At 72.3% G+C, this 26,107-nt stretch carries 23 protein-coding genes; 1 reads left to right on the top strand and 22 read right to left on the bottom strand.

The window, feature by feature from the left end:
* Positions 1-63 precede the first annotated feature (63 nt).
* From raiA to efeU, 8 genes are all read right to left on the bottom strand, one after another.
* Positions 64-696: a ribosome-associated translation inhibitor RaiA gene (raiA, locus tag ABZT87_RS01790; RefSeq protein WP_354859047.1), complete on the bottom strand. Its 633-nt coding sequence runs from the start codon at positions 694-696 to the stop codon at positions 64-66.
* A gap of 245 nt (positions 697-941) precedes the next feature.
* Positions 942-1,649, bottom strand: a complete 708-nt coding sequence (locus ABZT87_RS01785) for a ComF family protein (RefSeq protein ID WP_355132935.1) — start codon at positions 1,647-1,649, stop codon at positions 942-944.
* A gap of 4 nt (positions 1,650-1,653) precedes the next feature.
* Positions 1,654-3,471 carry an LpqB family beta-propeller domain-containing protein gene (locus tag ABZT87_RS01780; protein ID WP_354859043.1) on the bottom strand — a complete coding sequence of 606 codons (1,818 nt, stop codon included), beginning with the start codon at positions 3,469-3,471 and terminating at the stop codon, positions 1,654-1,656.
* The gene (gene mtrB / locus ABZT87_RS01775; RefSeq protein ID WP_355132933.1) at positions 3,468-5,225 is read right to left on the bottom strand and encodes an MtrAB system histidine kinase MtrB; all 1,758 of its coding nucleotides are present in this window, start codon (positions 5,223-5,225) and stop codon (positions 3,468-3,470) included. The genes ABZT87_RS01780 and mtrB overlap by 4 nt, the downstream gene beginning before the upstream one ends.
* 12 nt (positions 5,226-5,237) lie before the next feature.
* Positions 5,238-5,927, bottom strand: a complete 690-nt coding sequence (gene mtrA / locus ABZT87_RS01770) for an MtrAB system response regulator MtrA (protein ID WP_007455837.1) — start codon at positions 5,925-5,927, stop codon at positions 5,238-5,240.
* Positions 5,928-6,176: 249 nt separating this feature from the next.
* A complete protein-coding gene (gene efeB / locus ABZT87_RS01765) occupies positions 6,177-7,454 on the bottom strand; it encodes an iron uptake transporter deferrochelatase/peroxidase subunit (protein WP_355132931.1) in 1,278 nt (425 codons plus the stop codon).
* Positions 7,455-7,479: 25 nt separating this feature from the next.
* On the bottom strand, positions 7,480-8,613 hold the full coding sequence (gene efeO / locus ABZT87_RS01760; RefSeq protein WP_355132929.1) for an iron uptake system protein EfeO: 1,134 nt from the start codon (positions 8,611-8,613) through the stop codon (positions 7,480-7,482).
* A 23-nt stretch (positions 8,614-8,636) separates the two neighbouring features.
* Entirely contained in the window at positions 8,637-9,644 is a 1,008-nt protein-coding gene (gene efeU / locus ABZT87_RS01755; RefSeq protein WP_355063066.1) for an iron uptake transporter permease EfeU, read from the bottom strand.
* 168 nt (positions 9,645-9,812) lie between these two features.
* On the opposite strand from efeU, the gene ABZT87_RS01750 reads away from it, so the two are divergent.
* Positions 9,813-9,971, top strand: coding sequence for a hypothetical protein (locus ABZT87_RS01750; protein ID WP_354859030.1), 159 nt, complete (start codon positions 9,813-9,815; stop codon positions 9,969-9,971).
* A 76-nt stretch (positions 9,972-10,047) separates the two neighbouring features.
* Here the strand turns inward: ABZT87_RS01750 and ahcY are convergent, their stop codons facing one another.
* The 14 genes from ahcY to ABZT87_RS01680 all read right to left on the bottom strand — a co-directional run bounded on the left by ahcY (position 10,048) and on the right by ABZT87_RS01680 (position 26,051).
* Positions 10,048-11,547, bottom strand: coding sequence for an adenosylhomocysteinase (gene ahcY / locus ABZT87_RS01745; RefSeq protein ID WP_354859028.1), 1,500 nt, complete (start codon positions 11,545-11,547; stop codon positions 10,048-10,050).
* Positions 11,548-11,811: 264 nt separating this feature from the next.
* The gene (manA, locus tag ABZT87_RS01740) at positions 11,812-12,975 is read right to left on the bottom strand and encodes a mannose-6-phosphate isomerase, class I (RefSeq protein WP_355132927.1); all 1,164 of its coding nucleotides are present in this window, start codon (positions 12,973-12,975) and stop codon (positions 11,812-11,814) included.
* A gap of 4 nt (positions 12,976-12,979) precedes the next feature.
* On the bottom strand, positions 12,980-13,987 hold the full coding sequence (locus ABZT87_RS01735; RefSeq protein WP_354859023.1) for a cation diffusion facilitator family transporter: 1,008 nt from the start codon (positions 13,985-13,987) through the stop codon (positions 12,980-12,982).
* Positions 13,988-14,045: 58 nt separating this feature from the next.
* Positions 14,046-15,242, bottom strand: a complete 1,197-nt coding sequence (locus tag ABZT87_RS01730) for an SIS domain-containing protein (RefSeq protein ID WP_234587712.1) — start codon at positions 15,240-15,242, stop codon at positions 14,046-14,048.
* On the bottom strand, positions 15,239-15,424 hold the full coding sequence (locus tag ABZT87_RS01725) for a Trm112 family protein (RefSeq protein ID WP_354859020.1): 186 nt from the start codon (positions 15,422-15,424) through the stop codon (positions 15,239-15,241). Before ABZT87_RS01725 ends, ABZT87_RS01730 begins: the two co-directional genes overlap by 4 nt.
* Before the next feature lie 61 nt (positions 15,425-15,485).
* A complete protein-coding gene (locus tag ABZT87_RS01720) occupies positions 15,486-16,871 on the bottom strand; it encodes a phosphomannomutase/phosphoglucomutase (RefSeq protein ID WP_355132925.1) in 1,386 nt (461 codons plus the stop codon).
* 69 nt (positions 16,872-16,940) lie between these two features.
* On the bottom strand, positions 16,941-17,999 hold the full coding sequence (locus ABZT87_RS01715; protein WP_354859016.1) for a hypothetical protein: 1,059 nt from the start codon (positions 17,997-17,999) through the stop codon (positions 16,941-16,943).
* A gap of 206 nt (positions 18,000-18,205) precedes the next feature.
* A complete protein-coding gene (gene nfi, locus ABZT87_RS01710) occupies positions 18,206-18,958 on the bottom strand; it encodes a deoxyribonuclease V (RefSeq protein ID WP_355132923.1) in 753 nt (250 codons plus the stop codon).
* Positions 18,959-19,134: 176 nt separating this feature from the next.
* The gene (locus ABZT87_RS01705; RefSeq protein ID WP_355132921.1) at positions 19,135-19,791 is read right to left on the bottom strand and encodes a tetratricopeptide repeat protein; all 657 of its coding nucleotides are present in this window, start codon (positions 19,789-19,791) and stop codon (positions 19,135-19,137) included.
* Positions 19,791-20,384: a DinB family protein gene (locus ABZT87_RS01700; RefSeq protein WP_355132919.1), complete on the bottom strand. Its 594-nt coding sequence runs from the start codon at positions 20,382-20,384 to the stop codon at positions 19,791-19,793. Before ABZT87_RS01700 ends, ABZT87_RS01705 begins: the two co-directional genes overlap by 1 nt.
* 76 nt (positions 20,385-20,460) lie before the next feature.
* Positions 20,461-20,895 carry a hypothetical protein gene (locus tag ABZT87_RS01695; RefSeq protein ID WP_355132917.1) on the bottom strand — a complete coding sequence of 145 codons (435 nt, stop codon included), beginning with the start codon at positions 20,893-20,895 and terminating at the stop codon, positions 20,461-20,463.
* Positions 20,895-25,283, bottom strand: a complete 4,389-nt coding sequence (locus tag ABZT87_RS01690; RefSeq protein WP_355132915.1) for a toxin glutamine deamidase domain-containing protein — start codon at positions 25,281-25,283, stop codon at positions 20,895-20,897. Before ABZT87_RS01690 ends, ABZT87_RS01695 begins: the two co-directional genes overlap by 1 nt.
* Before the next feature lie 16 nt (positions 25,284-25,299).
* Positions 25,300-25,632 (bottom strand): hypothetical protein, encoded by a 333-nt coding sequence (locus ABZT87_RS01685; RefSeq protein ID WP_354854288.1) that lies wholly within the window; start codon positions 25,630-25,632, stop codon positions 25,300-25,302.
* Complete coding sequence (locus tag ABZT87_RS01680; RefSeq protein ID WP_355132913.1) at positions 25,629-26,051, bottom strand: YbaB/EbfC family nucleoid-associated protein; 423 nt, start codon at positions 26,049-26,051, stop codon at positions 25,629-25,631. Before ABZT87_RS01680 ends, ABZT87_RS01685 begins: the two co-directional genes overlap by 4 nt.
* Between the last annotated feature and the right edge of the window lie 56 nt (positions 26,052-26,107).

Here is a 26,107-nt window from a genome sequence, read left to right as displayed (position 1 = left end):
CGAGACACGGGGTTGTGGCGGTCGCCCACCACAACTCCGTGCTCGGCGCGGGTCAGGCCCGGCTCAGGTGTCGAGCGAGATGATGCCGTAGTCGTAGGCGTGGCGTCGGTAGACGACGCTGGGGCGGCCGGTCTCCTTGTCCTGGAACAGGTAGAAGTCGTGGCCGACCAGCTCCATCTGGAACAGGGCGTCGTCGATCGTCATCGGCTCCGCCGGGTGCACCTTCTCCCGGGCGATGTGCCACGGCTGGTCGTGCTCCTCCTCGACCCGCTCCGCCACGGCGGTGCCGGCGCGGGCGCCAGCGCCCGGCGCGGACAGCGGGGCGGCCACCAGATCCGTGACCGGCAGGTCGGCGGTGGCGGCGGCGACGGAGATCGGCGCGTGCCGACCACGGTGTACGCGGCGGCGGTCCGCCGCACGGCGTAGCCGGGTGTCGAGCTTCGCGATGGCGGCGTCGAGCGCGCTGTAGAAATCGTTCGTGCAGGCCTCGGCCCGAATCACGGGGCCCCGGGAAATGCAGGTGATCTCCACCCGCTGGCAGTGGTCGGCCTGGCGCGGATTGCGCTCGTGAAACAGCTCGACATCGACGCGGATAATCTTATGGTCGTAGCGTTCGACCTTTGCGAGTTTCTCGGCTACGTGTACCCGGTAATGGTCCGGCACTTCGACGTTGCGGCCCTTGACCACGATGTCCACGTGACCTCCCTTGTTCGGACGTCTTCGATCCGGTGGCCCGGCCGCGCGCCGTGGGGAGACCCGCTGGCGTCGACCGGTCAGTACGGCTACGCCTCCTCTCACCGCCGGGGGCGGGATGGAACGACCTCCTACCCCTGACAGCGAAACGCTAACTCCTGTTCGCCTGGCAGTCACCCCATGTTGCCAAGACCGCCCGGGATTTTTCGCACCTCATACACCAACGGGTGAAACGGAAACACGGTCGGTTACAACTGGTGCCTTTTCTCGGTCGCGGCGAGCACCGCAGCGACGCCCGGTGGCCGCCCGCTCGCGGTCAGCATCCGGGCCGCCGCGGCCAGGGTCACGCCGGTGGTGACGATGTCGTCCAGCAGCACCACGACGGGGGCGCCGCCCGCCCGGCGACGCCCAGCCGACGCGCCGGACCGGGGTCGGAACGCCGCCTCGGCCGCTGCGGCGCGGCCCGCGCTGTCCAGCGTCACCGAGTCCGGCCGGGGCAGCGCGCGCAGCGGACGGTGCACCCGCGCCGGCCAGCCGCCCCGGCGCAGCCGGCTCGCGCAGTGCCGGGCCAACCGGTCCAGGTGGTCGCCGTAGCGGGCGCGGGCCGCCGCGGCGGTGTCGGGCACGGGCACCAACTCCAGCGGGCGGATTCCGCCGACCGCCGCAACGACCACCTCGGCCAGCAGCGCGCCCAGCGGGCGGGCCAGACCGTGCCGGCCGTGCTCCTTGTACGCCAGCAGGGCCTCACGCAGCGGGCCGGCGTACGGGCCGAGGGCGACGCAGGGCGGCAGCCCCGCCGGGGCGGGAGTGGGGCGGACCGTCCGGGGACGCAGCAGGCCCAGCGCCGTCACGCAGGCGGGGCAGAAGCCGTGCCGCAGGACCGCGTGCCGCTCCCGGCAGCCGGCACAGTCCGCGGGCAGGACCAGGTCGGCGAGGTCCGCCCAGAGCCCCCGCACGGCGTCAGTAGAGGAAGAACGGGGCAGACGGGTTGCTCGGCCGGACCCCGGCCGGCGGCGCGGGGACGTCGCGCACACTCTCCGGCTCGATCCGTTCGAACGGGCTGCTGCGGTACGCCACCTTGTTCGCCTCGTACATGTACGCCCCGGTGGGCACGCGCACGCTGCGGTTGGTGGGGTACGCCGTCAGGTGGTTGACCTTGGCGCCCACGTCGGTGCGCAGCGGGGTCTCCAGCGCCCCGTCGACGCTGATCTCGTAGATCGCCGGCTGGCCGGCCGACCCGGCCACCACCAGCCGATCCTCGCCGATCCAGTCCACCGCGGTCAGACCGGTCAGCGAGGTGACCAGGGCCCGGGGCGGGCCGACGGACATCCCGCTCCCGGCGCCGTCCAGGTTGATCGCCGCGACGTAGAGCCGGCCGCCGGCGACCAACGCGACCCGCTGACCGTCCAGCGCGGCGGCGACCGCGGTGACCTGCGGCGAGGGCAGGTTCAGCGGCACCTCCGACATGCGGGCGGCCTCGTCGAAGCGGTAGAGGCGACCGTCGGCCACCACCAGCCCCTGCGCCGGGCGGGAGTCGACGGTACGCAGCCACACCGGGCGGCTGATCGAGGCGTACTCCGTGTCGCCGCGGTTGAGCGCGGCCACCGTGTCCGCGCCGGCGCCCACCGCGAGTCGCTGCCGGTCCTTGCCGCTGGTCACCACCATCGCGGCGAGGACCCGGTTGGCGCCCCGCGCGAGGCCGGCGGACACGATGTTGCGGTTGACCTCGGCCGCCAGGGGCACGACACCGCCGGGCTCGCCGACGAAGTCGAGCGGACGGATCGCGCCCTCGTAGACGCCGAACCGCTGCGGGCCCTCCCGCACCGGGTAGAGCGGCTGGGCCAGCCGGCGCTCGTTGAGGTCCTGTACGGGCTGTGAGTTGTTGCGGATCTTCAGCTCCAGCTCGCCCGGCAGGTCACCCAGCGACCAGGCGAGCTGCGTGATCACCTGGTCGACCCGGTTCTGGTCGTCGCCGGACATGTCCAGGTTGACCTCCCAGCGGTTGTTCGCGCCGGTGGCGTTGTTGATCAGCTCGGTGCCGTCGGGCAGACCGACGACGCCCGGCCGCAGCCAGTCGGACGGGCCGCCGACCAGCCAACGCACGACCTCGTTGACCCGGCGCTCGTCCGGCACCGCGAACGGCAGATACCGCTGGTCGGGCACCAGCCGGGTGCGGTCGGAGCTCCAGAAGTAGATCGACTCGTCCTGGTAGTACTGCTGCAGGGCGACGTCACTGAGCAGCAGCACGTTCGGCGGGTCGAGGACGTACTGGCCGGCGCGCTCGTCGTTGTCGGCGCCGCCGAGCGAGGCGCTGCGCAGCCGGAACTCGTACTCGGTCTCGGTCGCCACCGGCGGCGCCAGAGTGCCGTTGGTCCGCAGCACACCGATCTGCTGCACCGAGATCTTGACCGTGGTGGTCGAGTCGCTGTTGAAGGTGAAGACCGATTCCCGCAGCCGGACCACGGTCAGCGCGACCTCGCTACCCTTCTTGTCCTGCAGGCGGAGCCTGTGCTCCGGGGCGATGAACGCCTTCACCCGCTCGTACGCCCGGTCCGGCTCGCCGGCGGCGGCGGACAGGAAGTTACGCACGAACGCCTCGTTGTCGCTGCCGCTGGCCGTACGCGACGGGGGTTCGCTGCTTCGGCCGTTGCTCGACCCGGCCTCGGTCGCCGTGCCGGCCTTGCCGTCCACCCGCACGTCGGACGACGCCGGGATGCCGCAGCCCGCGCTGAGCAGCAGCGCCGCGCCGAGGGCGCCCAGCAGTGGTCGAGCCCTCACGAGCGCACCTCCGCCCGCTGGCCGCCCCCCGCTGGCGCGGGGCCGATCGCCAGCGCTCCACCGGTGCCCGGCCCGATGGCCAGCGGGCCGCCGTCGCGGGGGCCGCCGAACGGCAGCGCCGCGTCGGCGGGCACCAGCCGCAGCGGCGACGTGGTGAGCCGGTCACCGGCGCGGGCCGGCAGGGTGAGCCGGAACTGGGCGCCCTGCCCGGGCGCTCCCCAGGCTTCCAGCCAACCACCGTGCAGGCGGGCGTCCTCCAGGCTGATGGACAGACCCAGCCCGGTGCCGCCGGTCTGCCGGGCCCGGGACGGGTCCGCCCGCCAGAACCGGTTGAACACCAGCTTCTCCTCACCCACCTTCAGCCCCACCCCGTGGTCGCGGACCGTGATCGCCACCGCGGTGTCGTCGATGCCGAGGGTGATCAGCACCGGCCGGGCCTCGCCGTGCTCGACGGCGTTGCCGACCAGGTTGCGCAGCACCCGCTCAACCCGGCGGGGGTCGACCTCGGCGATCGCCGGCGTGCTCGGCAGGTCCAGTTCGATCTCCACGCCCACCCGCTCGGCCAGGCCGGTCAACCGGTCGACCACCCGGTGCACCACCGGCACCAGGTCGGTCGGCTCGGCGTCCAGCATGGCGAAGCCCGCGTCGAACCGGCTGATCTCCAACAGGTCGGTGAGCAGCTCCTCGAAACGGTCCAGCTCGGCCTGGAGCAGTTCGGCGCTGCGGGCCACCGCCGGGTCGAACTCGTCGCGCTCGGCGAAGATCAGGTCGGCGGCCATCCGGACCGTGGTCAACGGGGTCCGCAGCTCGTGCGAGACGTCGGAGGTGAACCGGCGCTGCAACCGGGACATCTCCTCCAGGCGCAGGATCTGCCGTTGCAGGTTGGTCGCCATCTGGTTGAACGAGGCGGCCAGCAGCGCGAGGTCGTCCTCGCCGTTGACCACCATCCGCTGGTCGAGAAGGCCGGCGGAGAGCCGCTGGGCGGTACGCGCGGCGACCCGGACCGGGTTGACCACCAGCCGGGTGACCAGGGCGGCGAGCAGACCCAGCAGGACCACCAGGGCGATGCCGGTGGCGACGACGGTGGCTCGGGCGTCCGCGGCGGTGGCGTCTTGGCGGGTCAGCGGCACCAGGTAGTAGAGCTCGATCTGCCCGAAGCGGGTCGGCACCGGCGAGCCGTAGACCAGGTACTTCGTCGGCTCGCCGGTGAGCCGACCGGTCTGGATCTGGCTGGCCACCTTGCCACTGGCGACCGCGGCTCGCAGCTCCTTGCTGAGCAGGGGCTGGACGTTGACCGCCGGCGCTGTGCGGGTCTGGATCACGGTCGGGTAGTCGGCGGCGGTGATGGCCACCACCACGCCACTGGTCTGCTGTGGGTCGCCGCCGGCCAGGTAGTTGACCGTGCCCTCGATGGTCTCCTGAAGCTGCGCCTCCTGCGGCTGACCGTAGAGGGAGACCTGCTTGGCCGCGTAGCCCGCGCCGCCCTTGACCCGCAACTGGACGTCGGTGCGGGCGTTGTCGAGCAGGATCGTCGTGATCTTGTCAGCGATCAGGTACGCGAAACCGCCCACCAGCAGGCTGGAGGCGACCAGCGTGATGGTCACCACCCGAACCTGGAGCGAGCGGCGCCAGGTCTGGTGCGCCCGGGCCACCAGCCGCGCGCCCCGGCCACTCAGCGCGCGCCACAGGTCCCGGCCGGCGTTGAGCCGGCGGGCTGCCGTGGTCTGGGGGTGCGGGGGCGGCGAGGTCGACACAGTGTGACCAGGCTATCCGGTGCCCGCCTTGTAGCCCACGCCCCGCACGGTGAGGATGATTTCCGGCCGCTCCGGATCTGGCTCGATCTTGGCGCGCAGCCGCTGCACGTGCACGTTGACCAGTCGGGTGTCGGCCGCGTGCCGATAACCCCAGACCTGCTCCAGCAGCACCTCGCGGGTGAAGACCTGACGCGGCTTGCGGGCGAGCGCGACCAGCAGGTCGAACTCCAACGGCGTCAGCTTCACCTCCTCGTCGTTGCGGCTCACGGTGTGGGCCGGCACGTCGATGGTGATCTGGTTGCCGGGCGGGCCGATGGTCAGCATCTCCGGCGCCACGTCCTCGCCACGGCGCAACCGGGCCCGCATCCGGGCCACCAGCTCCTTGGGCTTGAACGGCTTGACCACGTAGTCGTCGGCACCGGACTCCAGGCCGAGGACGACGTCCACGGTGTCGCTCTTGGCGGTCAGCATGACGATCGGCACGCCGGATTCGGCACGGATCGACCGCGCCACGTCGATACCACTCATTCCGGGCAACATGAGGTCAAGCAGGACGATATCCGGCCGACTGTCACGAAAGGCGGCCAACGCCCGCTCGCCATCGGCCACGAACGAGGGCAGGAAACCCTCACTGCGCAGCACGATGCCGAGCATCTCGGCGAGTGCGGGGTCGTCGTCGACCACCAGTACCCGGGCTCTCATGGGATTAATATTGCATCCCCGTTCAGTTCGGTGGGACCGGCGTCAGCCGGCACGGATAGTGCCGCCGGCAAACCAGTCACCGCGACCCGCGGCGGCGGCGCCACGTGGTGCGAGGTCCAGCGCAGGGATCGGTTCCCGGGCCGGCTGCCACCATGATCCCCCCTCGGCGCCGTCCGGCGCCACCGTAGCCCCGGCCGGCCGCGCTGTCGCCATCCGGACGACGGGTCGCCGTCGCGATCCGGCGGGCGCTCAGCCGAAGAGCGCGCGGCCCCAGTGGTCCCCACCGTCGCGCACTCCGGGCGGGCAGGCGAACAGGCCGCTGGAGACGTGCCGCAGATATTCGTTCATCACGTCATGGCGGGCCAACTGGGTCTGGATCGGCACGAACTGCCGGCGCGGGTCCCGCTGGTAGGCGATGAAGAAGAGGCCGGCGTCGAGCCGGCCGAGACCGTCCGAGCCGTCGACGAAGTTGTAGCCCCGCCGCAGCAGGTGCGCGCCGTTGTTCCGGCTCGGGTGGGCCAGGGCGACGTGGGCGTGCTCGGCGATCAGCGGCTTGCCGTCGTCCCCGCGTGCCGCGAAGTCCGGCTCGTCGAATTCCTTGCTGCGCCCGAGCGGGGCGCCGCTGCCCTTGGTCCGACCGACGATCTCCTCCTGCTCGGCCAGGGAGGTCCGGTCCCAGGTCTCCACGAGCATCCGGATCTTGCGGGTGACCAGGTACGACCCGCCGGTCATCCAGTCCGGCCCGTCGCCCGGCTGCACCCACAACTGGTCGCGGAGCAGGTCGGTCTCCTCGGCTTTGAGGTTGGCCGTGCCGTCCTTGAAGCCGAACAGGTTGCGGGCGGTCGCCTGGTCCCGGGACGTCGACGACGTACGGCCGAAGCCGAGCTGCGACCAGCGGACGCTGACCACCCCCATGCCGATCCGCGCCAGGTTGCGGATCGCGTGCACCGCCACCTGGGGGTCGTTGGCGCACGCCTGCACGCACAGGTCGCCACCGGAGATCGGGGCCTGCAACGCGTCACCGGGGAACCTGGGCAGCTCGGCCAGGGCGGCCGGCCGGCGGTCGGCGATGCCGAACCGGTCCCGTCCGTCGGCGTCGCGGAACAATGTCGGGCCGAAGCCGATGGTCAGGGTGAGCTGCGACGGCGGGAGGCCGAGCGCCTCACCGGTGTCGTCCGGCGGGGCCTCCGGCATGCCACCGACCGCGCCGAGCACCCCGGCGTCGCGGCCGGCAGTCATGCGCACGGCGGCGGCCGTCCACTCCTGGAGCATCTCGACCAGGCGGGCCCGGTCCTTGGTGATCACGTCGAAGGCGACGAAGTGCAGCCGATCCTGCGCCGGGGTGACGATGCCGGCCTGGTGCTCCCCGTGGAACGGGACCGCGCCCGCCGGGTGGTCGCTGGCCGCCGCCGGGCCACGGGAGTCGCCCACCAGCGCGCCCGCGCCGGCGGCCACCCCGGCGACTCCGGCCACTCCCGCGCCGGCGAGCGTGATGGCCCGTCGGCGCGTCAACCTGCTTGCGCTCATCGACTCGACTCTCCCTGCGTCCCGGTCACCGTGCGACGACTGCGGCGACCTTGCTGATCGGCTCGGCGAGCGCGTTGATGCCGTCGGAGAGCTCCTTGAGCTCAGCCTTGCTCAACGCGGTGTGCAGCTTCCACCCGTCGCCGTCGCGGTGCTTGCCGAGCTGCGCCTCGACGTTCGCGAACTCGGTGTCGAGCTGCTTGACCAGCTCCGGCGAGCGCTGCTCCAACGCGGGCCGGAGGGCGGACAGCGCCGCCTTGGAACCGTCCAGGTTGGCGGCGAAGTCCCACAGGTCGGTGTGCGAGTAGCGCTCCTCCTCGCCGGTGATCTTGCCGCTGGCGACCTCGTCGAGCAGCTCCTTCGCGCCGTTGGCGAGCTGGAGCGGGGAGAGCTTCTCGGCGTTGGCCTTCGCCACGACCTCCTTGACGTCGACCAGCAGCCGGTCCGCGATCGGGCCGTCCTTGCTGATGTCGCCGGACTGCCAGAGGTCCTTCTCGATCCGGTGGAAGCCGGTGAACTCCATCCCCTCCTCGATGACCTCCTCGCGGCCGTCGATCTTGGGGTCGAGGTCGCCGAAGATCTCGGCCACCGGCTCGATCCGCTCCCAGTAGGTGCGTGCGACCGGGTAGAGCGCCTTGGCCTTCGCCACGTCGCCGGCCTTCACCGCGGCGACGAACTCCTCGGTCTTCTCCAGCAGCGCGCCGGTCTGGCTCTTGACGTAGCGCTGGTAGTTGTCGGTGGCCCCGGCCAGGGCGGCGTCGGCGGTCAGCGGCTGCGCGGACCCGCTGACCTTGAGCGCGCCCCGGATGCCCTTGCCGCTCATCCCCGGCTTGCAGGCCGTCTCGTACGTGCCCGCCGGCAGCTCGACGTGCAGCTCGCGGCTCAGCCCGGGGGCGATGTTCTCCACCTCGCCCATCACCCGGTCGCCGGAGGCGTACACGTAGAACTCGGTGACCTTCGCGCCCGAGTTGGTGATCTTGAAGGTGGCGGTTCCGGCGCCGAGGTCGGTCGTGCCGACCTCGCAGGCGGTGTCGGTGGCCTTGACCACGATCGCGCCGCCGGCCGCGCCCGCCTCATCCTTCTTGGAGTCGGAGCACGCGGCGACGCCGGTCGTCGCCAGCACGCCGGCAGCGGCCAGCGCGAAGAATCGGGTGGTACGCATCTGGGCTGTCTCTCCTCGTGGGGTCAGGCACGCTGCGGCGTTGCTGCCGCGTCGGCCTCGGCCTCGGTGCCGGTGTCGGCCCCGCGCTCGGTGACGGTGGTGGTGCTCGTGGCGTCCGGAGACGTCGACTCGGCCGCCGACGCGGCGACGGCGGGCGCCGAGGCCGCGGGGGGTGCCGCCGCGGAGGGCGCGGCCGGCACCGCGGTGGCCGCGGCCGGTGCGGGGGTACGCCGGGTCGGGCGCAGGAAGAGCGCCAGGACCGGCACGGCGTACGCGATCCAGGCGATCGTCTCGAGCACGGTGGGCGCGGGGGTCACGTTGAACATCCCGGCCAGCAGCGCCGCGTACCAGGTGGTCGGGTCGAGCGTGCTGGTGATGTCGAAGGCCAGGTCATTGAGGCCGGGCAGGACACCGGATTCCTGGAAGTCGTGCACGCCGTACTTGAGGATGCCGGCGGCGACCAGGATCAGCAGGGCACCGGTCCAGGTGAAAAACTTGCTGAGGTTGATCCGCAGGGCGCTCGCGTACAGCAGCACGCCGAGCACCACGGCGGTGAGGATGCCGCCGATCAGCGCGAGCAGCGGCCCGCTATCGCCGGCCGCGCCCTGGGCGGCGGAGTAGAAGATCAGGGCGGTTTCGAGGCCCTCCCGGATCACCGCGAGGAAGGCCATCCCGGCGACGGCGAGCGACCCGACGGCCAGTGCCTCGGTGAGCTTGCCGCGCAGCTCGCCCGCGATGGTGCGGGCCGCCTTGCGCATCCAGAAAATCATCCAGGTGACGAACACCACGGCCGCGACGGAGGTGATGGCCTCGAACAGCTCGCGGTCCTCGGAGCGGGACAGCAGCGAGGTCGAGGTGTACTCGATGAGCCAGCCGAAGAGCACCGAGAGCGCCACGGCAAGGCCGACGCCCGCCCACACCTGCGGCAACCGGTCCCGGCGCTGCGACTTCACCAGGAAGGCGACCAGGATGCTGACCACCAGGGTCGCTTCCAGGCCTTCCCGCAGGCCGATCAGGTAGGTGGCGAACATCCTGGCTCCGTGTTCATTAGGCACGCCTCAGCTAACTTAGGGCAGCCATACCTTCCTCCAGTTCCGGGACCTCGTCAAGTCGTTCATGACAAGCTCACTCTCGCTGTGACCTGGTCTTCGGCGGCCGCCACGAACGGGTCACCGTCCGAGCGTGGGAGGATCCCTGCCGTGAAGGCTTTCCTGCCGTGGCTGGCGGTGCTCGCCGTGGTGCTGCTGCTCAGCGCGCTGCGCCTGCGGGCACTGGCCACCGTCGTGTCCCTGGGATGGCTGGCCTGGTGCGCGTGGACGTGGTTCCGCCCCAGCCGCCGCGACTCCCGCTCCGGCTGACGTCCCGTCCCGCCCTGGCGGGAACGACGAACCGGGCCGGCTGTGAAACAGCCGACCCGGTTCGGAGAGATGTCGATCAGTAGCGGTAGTGGTCCGGCTTGAACGGCCCCTCCTGCGAGACGCCCAGGTACGCGGCCTGCTCCTTGGTGAGCTTGCTCAGCTTGGCGCCGAGCGCGCCCAGGTGCAGGCGGGCCACCTTCTCGTCCAGGTGCTTGGGCAGCACGTAGACGCCGACCGGGTACTCCTCGGTCTTGGTGAACAGCTCGATCTGCGCGATCGTCTGGTTGGCGAACGAGTTCGACATCACGAAGCTCGGGTGCCCGGTCGCGTTGCCCAGGTTCAGCAGACGCCCCTCGGACAGCACGATGATGGCGTGCCCGTCGGCGAAGCGCCACAGGTCGACCTGCGGCTTGATGTTGATCCGCTCGACGTCCGAGCGCTTGGCCAGGCCGGCCATGTCGATCTCGTTGTCGAAGTGGCCGATGTTGCCGACGATGGCCTGGTGCTTCATCCGGGCCATGTGCTCGTTGGTGATGACGTCGAAGCAGCCGGTGGCGGTGATGAAGATGTCCGCCTGCTCGACCACGTCGTCCAGGGTCGCGACCTGGTAACCGTCCATCGCGGCCTGCAGGGCGCAGATCGGGTCGACCTCGGTCACCACGACCCGGGCGCCCTGGCCGCGCAGCGACTCGGCGCAGCCCTTGCCCACGTCGCCGTAGCCCATCACGACGGCCATCTTGCCGCCGATCAGCACGTCGGTGGCCCGGTTGAGGCCGTCGATCAGGGAGTGGCGGCAGCCGTACTTGTTGTCGAACTTGCTCTTGGTCACCGAGTCGTTGACGTTGATGGCCGGGAAGAGCAGCGTGCCCGCGCGGTGCATCTCGTAGAGGCGGTGCACGCCGGTGGTGGTCTCCTCGGTGACGCCCTTGATGCCGGCGGCGATCCGGGTCCAGCGCTGGCCGTCCTCGGCGAGCGAGCGGTGCAGCAGTTCGAGGATGACCCCGTACTCCTCGGAGTCGGCGGACTCGACCGGCGGCACGACGCCGGCCTTCTCGAACTCCGCGCCCTTGTGGACCAGCAGGGTGGCGTCGCCGCCGTCGTCGAGGATCATGTTCGGGCCCTGCCCGTCCGGCCAGACGAGCACCTGCTCGGTGCACCACCAGTACTCCGGAAGGGTCTCGCCCTTCCAGGCGTACACCGGGACGCCGGCGGGGGCCTCGGGGGTGCCGTTCGGGCCGACGACGATCGCGGCGGCGGCGTGGTCCTGGGTGGAGAAGATGTTGCAGGACGCCCAGCGGACCTGCGCGCCGAGGGCGACCAGCGTCTCGATCAGGACGGCGGTCTGGATGGTCATGTGCAGCGAACCGGTGATCCGGGCGCCGGTGAGCGGCTGCGCCTCGGCGAACTCCCGCCGGATCGCCATCAGGCCGGGCATCTCGTGCTCGGCGAGCTGGATCTCCTTGCGCCCGAACTCGGCGAGCGACAGATCCGCCACCTTGAAGTCGCCCTCGGCGAGCGTGCTCGGCCGGGCCTCGGACGGCGTACCGCTGGCGGCCGCCGGGAGGGTGCTGGTCATGAAAGCTCCTGTCGAACGATGTCTGCGCCGATCCTCCACCTTACGCGCGCTGGCGACGGGCGCCGGGGGACGGGCTGCGGACAGCGCACGGGGCGGTCGGTGGTGGACAGACCCGCTGCCCACTTCCGCCCGCCCCGTGCATCCCCCCGGTTTGGTTCCCCGCACGTTGTCGGACCGTCGTCGCGATAACGCTGCGTACTCATAGAGTCACATTCAGCCAGGGGCGCGTCAAGCTATTCCGGGAAAGTCGGACTTGTGTCGGGCTCAGCGCAGCCCCGACGTCGCCACGTACGCCTCACCGTCGCCGCCGACCCGCAGCGGCTCACCGGACGCCGTGCCGATCGCCGCCTGGCCGGACGCCAGCGTCAGCGCGCCCGTCCCGTCGTCGACCGTGACCGAGCCCGCAGCGCAGAGCACCACCCGGGGGCCGGGCAGCGCCACGGTGACCTCCGGCACGGCCGCGCCGACCCGCACCCGGTGCAGCGCGAAGTCGTCCACCGGCACCGGCCAGCAGTCCACGCCCGGGGCGATCGGCTGCGCGGCACGTACCGGATCGTCGAGCACCTCGAAACGCAGCACCCGCAGCAGCTCGTCGACGTCCACCCGCTTCGGGGTCAGACCCCCGCGCAGCACGTTGTCGCTGGCCGCCATGATCTCCACGCCGCAGCCGCTCAGGTACGCGTGCAGGTTGCCCGCGGGCATCCAGATCGCCTCTCCCGGCACCAGCCGCAGGTGGTGCAGCAGCAGCGCCACCAGCACGCCCGGGTCGCCCGGATAGGCGGTCGCCAACCGGCGGGCCAACTCCGCGTCCGGGCCGTCGGCCGCCGACGCCAGGGCGGCACGCAGCAGCCCGTCGCGCTCGGCGACCGGCCAGCCGAGCAGTGTCCGCACGGCCGTGCGCAGCCCCGCCGGCCCGGCCCGCAGCGCGTCGACCACCGGCGCCAACGCCGGTACGCCGAACGCGGCGAGCGCCTCGGCCGACTCCACCGGATCCCGGAAGCCGCACAGCGCCTCGAACGGGGTGAGCGCGACCAGCAACTCCGGCTTGTGGTGCGGGTCGGAGTAGTTGCGCTCCCCCGCCGGCCGGCCCGCCTCCGCCGCGAAACCCACCCGGGCCTGCTCGGCGTCCGGGTGGGCCTGCAGGCTCAGCGGCGCGTCGGCGGCGAGGACCTTGAGCAGGAACGGCAGCCGGGTGCCGAACCGGTCGGTCACCCGCTGGCCCAGCCACTGCCCCGGCTCGTCGCGCACCAGGTCACAGAGGCTCACCCGCAGGCCGGCGCGCTCCACCCTGGCCGGGGCGCCCGGGTGGGCGCCCAGCCACAGCTCCGCCTCCGGGCCGGTGCTGGGCACCGGTCGACCCTGCAACATGGCGATGGCTGAGCGGGACCCCCAGGCGTAATCCCGGATCGGTCCGTACAGCGGTTCCACCGTCTCAGCCCCCGGGCCGCCCGACCGCCTCGCCCGACGCGTCCTCGGGCTGCGGTACGGCGGTGTCGGCGGCGGTGCCGGTGCCGGCCGCCGCGGCGGCGGCGCTGTAGATGTCCGGCTCCAGGTAGATCACCCGGGCGATCGGCACCGCGGTGCGGATTCGCGCCTCCACGGCGTTGATGCCACGGGCCACGTCGTGGGCGCTCTCGCAGGCCGGCACGCCGATCTTCGCGGCCACCATCAGCTCTTCCGGGCCCAGGTAGAGCGTCTTCATGTGGATGATCCGCTCCACCTCGGGGCCCTCGGTGATGGCCCGCTCGATGGCGGCCAGGTCCTGCTGCTCGGCGCCCTCACCGAGCAGCAGGCTCTTGGTCTCGATGGCCAGCACGATGGCGATGACCACCAGCAGGATGCCGATCATCGCGGTGCCGGCGGCGTCCCACCGGCCGTTGCCGGTGATCAGCGTCATGCCGACGCCGAAGAGCGCGAAGACCAGACCGACAAGCGCGCCGAAGTCCTCCAGGAGCACCACCGGCAGCTCCGGCGCCTTGGCCCGCCGGATGAAGCGCACCCAGGACTGGTTGCCCCGGATGTGGTTGGACTCCTTGATCGCCGTCCGGAAGGAGAACGACTCCATGGCGATCGCCGCCAGCAGCACCGCCACCGGAAGCCACTGCCACTCGGTGATGCCCTCCGCGTGCGACCACTTGTGGTACGCCTCGTAGAGGGCGAACAGGCCGCCGATGCTGAACAGCACGATCGACACGATGAACGCGTAGATGTAGCGCTCCCGGCCGTACCCGAACGGGTGTTCCGGGGTGGCCGCGCGCTTCGCCCGCTTCCCGCCGAGCAGCAGCAGACCCTGGTTACCGGAGTCGGCGACCGAGTGGACCGCCTCGGCCAGCATCGACGAGGACCCGGAGAGCAGGAACGCGATGAACTTGGTGACGGCGATGCCGACGTTGGCCAGCAGGGCGGCGACGATCGCCTTCGTCCCGCCGTTCGCGCTCACGCCGCCACTCCGCTTCGCGTCGTGGTGACGTACGTGACGCGCCGCCCCCTGCGTACGTTCACTGGTTCGACAGCTCCTTCATCTCGGTGATGGCCGGGACGGCCATCGGGTCCAATCCGTGTGCCAGAGCAAGGTAGATCGAGGCGAAGTCCGGTACGGCGATCAGGGAGGCAAGCCGCTCCAGAGCCGACCCACCCTCGGCGGTCACCACGTCGCAGCGCACACCACGGCGCTCCGCGAGGGTCTGCACCGCGTCCGCGCGGCGCTCCTCGACCGCGAGCGGCTCGTCCGTGTCGTCCTCGGCGTTGAGGCCGCCGTCGCGCAGCAGGACCAGCCGCAGCCGGGTGCCCTCGCCGTCGTCCTCCGCCGGGTCGGCGAAGATGTCCCGCTCCCCCTCGGCCAGGCCGCCGAAGACGCCGTCCAGCAGCCCGACCCGGCCCCGCCCGGCCTCGCCCAGCGCCCCGGTGACCACCGGGTAGCGGGCGTTGGCGGACAGGGTGTCGCCGAAGCGGCGGGCCGCCACGGTGGCCAGCGGGGACGAGCCCCACACGATCGGGATCGAGCCGGCCAGGCCCAGCGCCAGCGACTTGGCCGGGTTGACGAACGACTCGGCGGCGGAGCGGCAGCGGTCGGCGTCCGCGTCCAGCCGGGCCGCCGTCTCCGCCAGGTCCGCCTCGTTGACCTTCACCAACCCGAGCGAACGCGCGGCGAGCAGCACCGGCACGGTGAGCGCCCAGAGACTGGCCCGGGCCGGCGCGCGGCGCGGCACCGGGATGAACGGCGCGCGGGCCCGCTCGGCCACCGACTGCAACTGCGAGTCCGGGGCGCCCACCGCGACCAGCCGGGCACCGCGACGATGCGCGGCCTCGGCGGCGCCCAACGCCTCCGGGCTCCGACCGGACGCGCTCACCGCGATCACCACGTCGGCGGCGCCCACCCAACCGGGTACGCCCGCGCTGCGGTGCCCGATGATCGGAACCGGGCAGCGCGGCCCGGCGACCGTGGCCAGCACGTCACCGGTACGCCCGGCGGTGCCGATGCCGGCGATCACCACGGCCCGGGGACGCCCGTCGTCGGCGAGCACCGCCAGGTTCGCCTCGGCGGCCAACGCCGCGCTCTCGCGCACCTGGGCGCCGGCCGACGCGGTGTGCCGCAGCATGCCGCCCGGGTCGTGCTCGGCCAGCGCGTCCGGGTTGTCGAGCAGGGCCTCGTCGGCGTCACGACGCCCGCTGACCCCGGCCGTACCGTCGATCATGACTGCAGTCCGGGGCCGCCACGCGCCTCGTCGAGCAGCAGCACCGGCACGTCGTCGCGGACCTCGAAGATCCGGCCGCACTCCGTGCAGGTCAACGTCTGCGCCTCCGCGTCGTACGTGAGCGGGGCGTGGTGCGTGTCCGGGCAGGCAAGGATCTCGAGCAACTGCGGATCCAGGGCCATGGCGCGGCTCCTTCCACGAGTGCGGGGTCACCGGCGGCGGTGCCGACCGGCGCAGGCGATCTTATCGGCGAACGCGGCCGAGCACCTCGTCCCGCAGCGAGACCATCCGCTCGCGGGTGGGCGCCTCGACGTTGAGCCGCAGCAGCGGCTCCGTGTTGGAGGCACGCAGATTGAACCAGGCGCCGTCGGGGAAACGCAGCGTCAACCCGTCCATCTCGTCGGCCGTCGCGTCCGGGTACGCGGCACGCACCTCGGCCACCGCCGCGGCCTGGTCGGCGACCGTCGAGTTGATCTCGCCGGAGGCGATGTAGCGCTCGTACTCGCCGGCCAGCACGGACAGCGGCTGCGACTGCTCGCCCAGGGCGGCCAGGGTGTGCATCGCGGCGAGCATTCCGGTGTCGGCGAACCAGAAGTCCCGGAAGTAGTAGTGCGCGGAGTGCTCGCCGCCGAAGACCGCGTTGGTGCGGGCCATCTCCGCCTTGATGAAGGAGTGCCCGACCCGGGCAACCACCGGCTCCCCACCGTGCTCGCGGATGATCTCCGCGACCGCACTGGAGGTGATCAGACCGTGGATCACCGTGGAGCCCGGGTGCTTGGCCAGCTCACGCGCCGCGACCAGCGCGGTGATCGCCGACGGCGACACCGGCTCGCCGCGCTCGTCCACCACGAAGCACCGGTCGGCGTCCCCGTCGAAGGCCAGGCCGATGTCGGCCCCGTGCTCGACCACGGCACGCTGGAGGTCGACCAGGTTCGCCGGGTCCAGCGGGTTCGCCTCGTGGTTGGGGAAGCTGCCGTCTAGCTCGAAGTAGAGCGGCGCGATCTCCAACGGCAGGGGCGACAGGGCGGCGTCGCCGAGCACGGTGGGGACGGTGAAGCCACCCATCCCGTTGCCGGCGTCGACCACCACCTTCAGCGGCCGGATGCCGGAGAGGTCGACCAGCTTGCGCAGGTACGCGGCGTAGTCGGGAAGCAGGTCCCGCCGCTCGGCCGGGCGGGTCGGCTCACCCGCCGGGCGCGACGCCCCGGAGTCCAGCAGGGCCTGCGCCCGCTCCCGGATCTCCGCCAGCCCGCTGTCCTGGCCGATCGGCCGGGCGCCGGAGCGGCACATCTTGATGCCGTTGTACTGCGCCGGGTTGTGACTGGCGGTGAACATCGCGCCGGGCAGGTCGAGCGAGCCGGAGGCGAAGTAGAGCAGGTCGGTGGAGGCGAGCCCGATCTCGATCACCGAGCGGCCCTCGGCCCGCACCCCGGCGGCGAACGCGGCGGCCAGGCCGGGCGAACTGGCCCGCATGTCGTACCCGACGACAACCGCGTCGCCAGGCTCGTCACTGGCGTTGAGCAGCTGGGTGAAGGCGGCCCCGAGCGCCTCGGCGACCCGTTCGTCCCACTGGTCCGGCACCGTCCCTCGGACGTCGTACGCCTTCACGATCTGGGACAGATCAGACACTAGTTCCGCTCCTTGGCCGCAGGTTTCCAACGAACCTGAGCGTATCGGAGCGTCCGGGCCCGGCCCCGGTCAGCCGGGGAGCCGAGGCATGAACACGGTGTGATCGCCACCGTCGGGCGGCGTGGGCGGGTCACCGGGCAGCGGCCGGGCACCCGGACCAGCCGGAGCACCCGGCATCGGTTGCGTGGCGTCCGGAGTCGGCGGCACGGGTCGCGCCCCGTAGACCCCTCCGCCGGCGGGGCGGGGCGAAGGAACCTGGCCGGCGGTCGACGGCTGCTGGCCGTACACCGGGCCGGGTTGACCGGGCACGGCGGGTGACCCACCGCCGGAGCGGTAGGTGGTGCCACCGGGGTTGCCCGGCAGCGGGCCGGGCTCGTCGGACGGCGTGCGGTCCTGCCGGGAGCGGCGCACCAGCAGCACGATGAGCAGCAGGCCGACCGCCACCATCGCGATGCCGAAGAACATGATCGGCGAACCACCGCCGGACTCGGCGGCCACCGCGGTCACGCTGGGCGCGGCGGACGTCGGGCCCAGCGCGGCCGGGTTCACCACCTCGCCGGCCGCCGCGACCTCGGTGGGACTGGGGGTCGGGGTCGGCTTCTTCGACGGCGTCGGGGTGAGCGACGGGGAGAGCCGCCCGGTGACCTTCGCCGTGTCGGCGCCCTGCCCCAACTGCTGGCCGGCAGCGGTCAGAGCCACACCGGTCACGTAGAGCTGGCCGCCCGGCGCGTCGGCGGCGAACGCCACCCGGTACCGCACGGTGATGCCCTTGCCCTTGCACAGGGTCGGCTTCGCCGGTGCGGTCTGCCCGGTCTCCACGTTGCCGTCACCGCCGCCGACGGCCACCGGAACCCAGTGCCCGCCCGCGTTCACCTGGACCGCCACCTGGCTCGGCTGGAGACCCTCAAGGCGCAGACCCAGGGCGGTACGCAGCAGGACGCAGCCGCCGGAGCGCTTGCGCACCGCGACGTTCACCCCCTGGGCCGAACCCCCGGCGGCGAAGCTGCTGGCCGACCCCACACGGACCGAGTCCTCGTCGGCCAGCGCGGGTGACGCACCGAGCATCACCAGGCCGACCAGCAGACCGCAGACCGTCGCGAGCCGTGCCGCGCGTCGACGCACCGTCATGATCACCTCACCGTTCTCCCCGGGTGGGGTCCGCGGCCAGGCTACTACCGGCCTACCCCCGCCACCGGTCATAGAGCGGCCCGCATGTGTTCGGCGTTACGGTTTACGACCGGCCCGGCGGCCACCGAGCCTTGATCCACTCGGTATCGGCGATGTCGGGGTGTCCCACGGCCTCGGACACCCCGATATCGCCGATGTCGAGTCGATCACGCTCGGCGATCTCCGTCGGCAGGGCCGAGGGCTCCACCGCCCGATTCGTCCAGGTTGGAGCGTGTGATCCCGGCGAGGGCGTCGCGGCAGAGCCGGTCGGCGGTACGGGTCGTCTCGGGGAGGCGGTAGCGCGGAGTCAACGCGAGCACCTGCGCGGTCGCGTTGTCCAGGCTCATCCGGTGCCCGACGCTCACGAAGACCGGCTTCACCCCGTCCCGGGTCCGTAGCACCCGGCCCACGACCTCACCCCCGTCGCGCAGCGCCGACCAGGCACCCCGCTCGGCGGCCGGTGGATCCCACTCGCCGACCAGCGGCGTCTTGCCCACGCCGATCGCAGGCAGGCCGGTGACCACCCCGAGGTGACAGGCGAGCCCGAACCGGCGCGGATGGGCCACGCCGTGCCCGTCACAGACAAGCAGGTCCGGGCTGGTCGTCAGCGTGTCCAGCGCGGCGAGCAGAGCCGGCAGCTCGCGGAAGGCGAACAGCCCCGGCACGTAACCGAACGAAGGCCGGCCCACACTGACCGCCGAATCCACCACCGCCAACGTCCGGGCGTCCAGCACGGTCACGGCCGCCGCGAGGAGGTCGCCGCTCTCGGCGTACGCGACGTCCAGGCCGGCCACCGTCGCGGGCGCGGCCGGACCCGGCCCGACCAGGTCGACGAGCGGCCGCAACTCCTCCTGTACGGCCACCGCCTCCGCCTCGCTGCGCGGCACGTACACCAGGTCCGGCGTTGATCCACCAGACATCAGCGCCCACCCTTGATCCACACCGGCCCCCGGCCTTGATCCACTCGGTTTCGGCGATATCGCGGTATCCCACGTCCTCGGACACCCCCATATCGGCGATGTCGAGTCGATCACGCTCGGCGAAGCCCGTCGGCGAGGGCGTCGGTCACCTCGTCGGCTACTTGTCCTACTCGTGATCAGGCAAGTTTCAGCTCGTCGCGGGCCTCCTGCACCCACCGGGCAACACCGTGCGCACCGCTGCCGGCCGCGAGCTCGGCCGCCTCGTCGAGCAGCTCGCGGGCGGCATCCCGGTCACCGTCGGTCGCCGCCAGGTCCGCCAGACCGATCAGGTTCGCCGCGACCCCCGGCGTGAAGGACAGCTCCCGGCGCAGCCGGGTCGACTCCGCCAGCAACTCCCGCGCCGCGTCGACCCGACCGGCGGCCTGCTCACCGAAGCAGAGGTGCCGCAGCACGTACGACAGGGTCAGCTCGTCGCCCGCCTCGGTCGCCAGCTCACGCGCCCGCGCGAAGGCCGGGTCGGCGGTCGCCTGGTCCTGGCGGATCACCTGGTGGACCGTGCCCACCCAGAACAGCGACTCCCCCTCGCCACGAGCGTCACCCAGCTCGCGGTAGAGCTGCGCCGCCCGCTCGAAGAGCCGCAGCTCGGCCGCGTCCTCCGCACCGGTCTCCAGGAAGCGGGCATGCAGGAGCCGGCCCCGGGCCAGAGCCGTGTCCGCCTCCAACGCCACGAGATCCCGCTCCGCCTCGTCCAACGACGTCGCGTCGCCGCCGAAGACCGCCTGCTCATAGCGCTCCTGCGCCCGCGTCAACCGGATGTCGGACCCTTCGGCCATCACTGACCCACCCTTCCGTCGATGCGCTCGCGCAGGAGATCGGCGTGGCCATTGTGCCGCGCATACTCCTCGATCATGTGCACCAGCAGCCGACGAAGCACGATGACGTTGCCGTCCCGCTGCCGTCCCTGCACTCCCAGATCCGCTGCCTCGGCGACGAAGCGCTCGGAGAACTCGACCTCCGTACGCCAGGTGAGGTACGCCTCGTCCACCACAACCGGATCGGCCACCGCGCCGTCGAAGTCGCCGTCGGGATCGTCGTCCGAGCAGTACAGCTTGGGCGCGACCTGGCCGGCCATGGTCCTGCGGAACCAACCACGCTCCACTTCGGCCAGATGTCGGATCAGCCCGAGCAGCGACATCGTCGACGGCGGCACCGCCCGCCGGGCCAACTGCTCGGCGTTCAGGCCGTCACACTTGAGTTCGAACGTGAGGCGCTGGTCACGCAGGTACTCGACGAGCACCGTCCGCTCGTCGGCGAAGTTGCCATCCGAGCGCGGGTCGTCGTCCGGATGAACGAACAGGTACGACCAACCGAAGGTCCGCGTGGGTTCGCCGTCGGAGGTCGTCGCCTCGGCGCGTGAGTCAGCCATACGACGACTCTTGTCGATAACCGTCCACCTCGGCAACCGCCGCGCGCCCGTCAGCCTGCGCCGACGGCACCGTGGGTCACGTCGCCAACTCGGGGTCGGCACCCGGATCGCCGGCTGCGCGAAGCTGCTCCTCGAACATCACGAACGTCCGCTGGCGAATCCCCCGGATCAGAGCCTGTTCCTTCGGAGTCAACGGTCGCCCTTCCGCCTCCGCCACATCCCGGAGTGCCTGCACGGTCTCGTAGAGGGCGAAGATCGGACCTTCGCCGACCAGATAGTGCGCCCGGAAACGCTCAACTTCCTGCACGAACTCTTCCGCAGTTTGGCGAAATACCTCTCCTCCGACGTCGAAGACAATCTCGCCAAAGAGGTCATTATTTTCCTGCCAACCCCCGGTGTCGATGGATACCCGCCATACCCTGGCACCGCCGTCGGACGTCTCCACGATCTTCACTGGCGACTGGTAATAGAGGTAGTAAGCCGGGAGCACCAGACCTGGCATGTGCGCCATCAAGCGTTCCCCTCGTAGGCCGACAGCAGTGCCTCCCAGAACAACTGTTGCTCGCGGCGGAGGATGCCATCTGCGATCGCGCTCTCGCGACTGTTCATGGCTCGACCCTCGGCCCGGGCCAGGGCGTCCACGTCACGGCGCACCTCATACAGCGCATGCTCCCAGACCGCCACCGCGTCGAGCGCGGCCAGGTGCAGGCGGAACTCGGCGAGATGGCCGTCCCGGGTCCGCAGTACGAGTTGTACGTCCCGGTAGCCGCTGTCCTGGGGAGACATGAACCGGTCCTGACAACGCACGATCACGACGTCAGGATGGTCGCGTATTCGTCCGAGCGCCGCGTAGAGGTCGTCGGGCCTGCGAAATTCGACCTTGGCGGCCGCGAGATCGAACAACTTGGACGCGTCGCCCTGGTACTTGTTCACCTTGTCCTCGGCTCGGCGGCGGTCCTTGGGTTGGGAGCGCCAGCCGGGCTCACCGACACGACGGTCACCAACCTGGGCGAGCGACATCGCCAACTGATTCAGCTCCACCTGAGCGACAGCAGCCGCCAAGTAGAGGTCGTCCAGGTAACGCTCGCGGTAGGACCGGTCACCTCGTTGACGCCTGTCGAATCCTGGCTGAGTCGGCGGATCGCCGGGCACCTGAATACTCGCGCTGATCCGTCGCTGCTCGTCGGTCAGAGGTGTCGGCTGCGGCTGGGATGCCCTCCGGTCGGCCGCAGCCGGACCTGCCGTCTCCTGCTGGGCGATGTCGTCGAGCACGTCGGCGAGGGCATCGATGGCCTGTTGGTGGCTCGCCAGGTGATGCAACGTCAACGGCCGCGCCGTCAGTGACGTCGCCAACTCGGGGCTGGCCAGGATGATCCGCGCCAGGTCCGGCGCCTGCGCCAGTTGCCGGGCCAACGTCTCGGCCAGCTTCGGCTCGCTGGCGGGTGGCTCTCGCAGGGCGGTATCCAGCATGTCGCGGACCCGGGCATCCGTGAGTAGCCGCGACACGTCCTGCGCGGCCGCGTCGTCGAGGCTGGGCACCAGCCGCCGCAGGGTCGGTGGATCCACCGCCCTCGCGAACTCACCCGGGCTCACCCCGGCCGAGAAGACCTCGTCCAGACTGTCGGCCAGCGCGAGCACCTCAGCCGGGTCGCGGCCCGCCGTCGGCCTGTCCGCAGCCGGACCGGGCGACCCACTCGGGGCACCCGCCACCGAGCCCGGCCCGTCGAGCAGCAGGTACATCCGGTTGATGTACGGGTCGCCATGGCCGCCGTCGTCGTACGCCGGTGGGTGGGTCGGCAGGTCGGGACGTTCACTGAACCGGCCTCGGGGCAGCCCGCCGAGTGGCATCGGCCGGCCGTCCCCGCCCAGCACGAGTGCGTCGATGCCGACCACGTCGGGGTAGAGCGGCCGGTCCCGCACGAGGCCGGTCTGCGGGTCGACGTAGAGGACCGTGCCGTTCTGGTTGAGCGCCACCCAGGCGTGCGAGCCGCCGCCCGCCCACTCGGTGATCAGGAACGCGTAGCTGCCGTGGCCTCCCAGCAGCAGTTGGTCCTGCAGATTGGCGTACCCCCGGTCGGCGGCCTGCCGCGCCTGCGCCGGGTGTGCCCGTTGGTCGGATGGCGAGGCGAGGACGCGTAGGAAACGTCCGCCGGTCACGTCCTCCACCCGGCCCGGGCCACCCGCCTCACCGCGGATCGGGCGTCGGGTGTCGCCGTCCAGGTAGCCGTCGAAGGTGCGCGGCGCGGACACCCGCGGCCGCCCGTGCACCCAGGTCTCGAACAGCGACAGGGTGCAGTCCAGGCAGTTGATGCCCCGGGTGGCGTCGGCCTGGGGGCCGCCGTCGTTCAGGAGGCGGAACCAGCCGCCCCGACGGGGGTCGGCGGTACGCAGGACAGCGCCGTCGAGGTCGCGGGGCATCTGCCGTTCGACGTCGACCTGGTGCAGGGCGAGCGGCGGCCGGAGCCCGCCCGGCTGCCCGTACGGCCGGGAGTCGTCGATCGGCGGGGGTACGTCGTCGCCGGTGAGCCGGGACGGGCCGGCGGTCTCCACCGCGCCGAGCGCGAGCGCGCCCACGTCGCTGTTGGCGTGTGCGAAAGCGCCGTCGGCGAGGTCCACGACCGCCGGCGCCCTGATGCCCGCCAGCACGTCGTCGGCCAGGTCACGCCATTGGGCGTACGCGCGTGTCTCGTCGTTCGCCGCCCGCTGCCAGCCGTCGGCCCACTGCCGGTGCCCCGCCTGGTGCAACTGTCGGGCGTAGTTCGCGTACTCGACAGCCCTGCGGTCGTGCTCCGCGGCGCGGGTCCGCAGGCGGGCGGCCTCCGCCTGCCGGCGATTGTTCTCGAACCCGGTCCGCTGCGACTCGTAGTGGCCCTGGTAGCGCCGCCGCTCGGCGGCCTCCGCCTCGGCCACCCACCGAGCGGCGTACCCGTCGCTCTCGGTCACGGACACCGACGGGTCGCCGAACGCGAGCACGTCGACGGGAACCGAGGCCCGGCCGCGAGCCCGTTGACGGGGTACGCGGGCCGGCGCGGGCGCCTCCCGCGTCGAGAACCGCGTGGGTACGGCGTGCCGGCCCACCGCCGCACCGGTGACCGCGCCACCGCCGGTCTCGGTCACGCCCCCACCGGGCCTGCCGGCGGCATCGGGCGTCGTACCGGCCACCGGGCCGGTGGACGTGAACGGAAACGCCGTTCCGGGGGCGACGGTCGACGCGGGACCGGCGGACGCGACCGGCGTCGCCAGCCCCACGGTGCTCGCCGCCGCCGACGGGGAAAGGCCCCCCGCTAACGGGCCGGTCGACAGCGGCACCGAAGCCGACGACGGCGGGGTCGACGGAGGCACGGAGGCCGACGGCAGGGTCGACGGGGGCACGGAAGCCGGCGACGGGCCGGTCGACGGGGGCACGGCAACCGTGCCGTTGGTGCCCGGGGCGACCGCACCCGAGGCGATCCCCGGCGACGCGCCGACCGCCGGCCCAGCACCCGCCACCGGCCCGCCGTTCGGGTCAACGGCGCCGGCCACGGGCGCGGTGACCGCCGAGAGCAGGGGATCCGCCGCGACAGCAGGAAGCCCCGGGGCCGCGACGGCAGAGAGCGTGGGATCCGCCGCGACAGCGGAGAGCGCCGGACTCGTGCCGTGCCCAACGCCCGACGACGTCGCGTCGGGTGCCGCCGGCACCGGCGAGCCGACAACGTCCGCCCCCGCCTGCTGGGCGACATCCGCCACCGGATACCCCGGGGAGGACGCAGCCCCAGACAGCGGCCCCAGGGCTGAAGACGACGCAGACGCAGGCGAGGACGCCGCGAGTTCCGGGGGCGAGGCATCCAGCGGAGGCGCGGTGGGGATCGGAAGGGACGGGCCGGTGAAGGACGCTCCGGCGAGGGCGTTGGCCTGCGCGTGCAGCCGGGCCTGCAGGGCGTGGTCGGTCTGCCCGGTCGCCGATCCGGTGGCCCCGGACGCGGCGGCGCGTACCGCGTCCTCCACCGAGGTCAGGCCCTGCCCGGTGGCGATGCTGGCGGCGCTCTCGGCGAACATCTCGCCGGTCATCTCCCGACCCAGGTGCTCGCCGATGCGCGCCGCGCGGCCGGTCGCGTGACGGCCCAGGCCGGCCAGTGGCGCGACCGCTCCCCCGGCGAGCCCGCCGACCGCCGACGCGCCCAGGTCGGTCAGGTCCACGCCGTGCGCCCGGCCCGTGGAGTTCTGGTACGCCTGGGTGGCCAGGCTGATCCCGGACTCCTCGGCCGCCTCCTCCAGCCCCTCCCGGGTGGCTCGCTTGGCGAGGCCGCGCACGCCACCCTTGGCGACCTCCTTGGCGGCGCGCTCGCCGGCCTCCTTGAGCCCCCGCCGCAGCGCCTTGCTCGCCAGTTGGCCCATCAGACGCTTGAAGATCTGCTGGATCAGCAGCCGGGTGGCGGTGATGGCCGCGCCGGCGGCCGGGGATGCGGCACCCGCGGTGAGCAGCGCCGCCACCGCCACCGAGAGCAGCTCGATGACGAGGATGCCCAGCTCGATCCAGACTTCGAGCTTGGCGCCCTCGATGTCGCAGCCGCACTCCTCGACCAGGCGACCCAGATCGGCGGTGACCGCGAGGAGCACCGGCAGGGGCGCGTCAGCACCCTCGGCGATCCCACGCCAGGCCGCCTCGAACGCGGCGTCGACGGCTCCGACACCGCCGTATCCGCTGCGTACCTCGGTGGCGGCCGCTGCGGCGTCGGCGTGCGGACCGGCGAGGACGCCGGCGACCGCGTACCACCGGTCGGCGACGTCCCAGACGGCCCGTTCGTTGCCCTCGGGCCACTGCACGCCGACCGCCCAGTCGAGGGCCTCGTAGATCCAGCCGGGAACGTCCCAGGGCGCGTAGTCGAGCGGGTGCGGGATCGGGCTGGGCAGCACGCTCATCCGGATCGACCCGCCGTCAGCGCTGGTCGGCGGCCCGGTCGAGCCGGGCGGCGCTGCTCTGGTCGGTCTGCACGCTCGCGTCGACGGCGCTGACCACGTCGGCGCCCAGCTCGGTGAGCCGCTGCCCGACGCCCGCCCAGGCGCGCAGCACGGTCTGCTCGATGCCGCGGTAGCTGCGCTCGAACGCGGCGCCGATGTCGTCGCGCCCCCACGGGCGGGCGCCGCTGGCGGCCTCGATCTCGCCGCCCTCCGCTGCCCGGCTGGCCGTCACCGCCTCGCCGGACAGGGCCAGGTCGGCGCCACCGCGCCGCGCGCGGGACGCGTCGAGCCAGAGCTGGCCGTCGGTCATGCCGGCCCCTCGCCGCGGCCGAGCACGGCGTCCGCGCGGCCGAGCAACGCGCCGAAATCGCCGGTACGCAGGAACTCCGCCGAGCCGGTGCCGGCCGGCATGGTCTCGGCGACCAGGTCCTGGGTGGCCTGGGTGGCGGCGGCCACGGCGGCGTGGACCGTTTCGGTGACTTTCCGGCTCAGCGCCTCCGCGTCGCGGTCCCGGTAGATCGCCGGGGCCAGGACGACCTCGACCAGCTGACCCTGCGCGCCGACGGTCGCCGTGACGTGGCCGTCCGGCGAGCGCCGGGTCACCCGCAGTTGGGCGAGCCGCGCCTGCAGAGTGTCCAAACCGGACCTGAGCTGCTGATACTGGCCGTACACGTCGTCGAATCGGGCCCGTAGCTCGCGATTGGCGTCCCGGTCCACGCGTTCGCTCACCGCCGCTCCTCCCGTCACCGTCGGTAGGGAAGACCATACCGGCCGCCATCGATTCG

Origin of the sequence: Micromonospora sp. NPDC005237, assembly GCF_040607775.1 — a bacterium.
In the GTDB taxonomy this organism is placed as follows: Bacteria; Actinomycetota; Actinomycetes; order Mycobacteriales; family Micromonosporaceae; genus Micromonospora.
The sequence above is the reverse complement of the archived record's forward strand: the minus strand, read 5'-3'. Positions and strand labels throughout refer to the sequence as shown.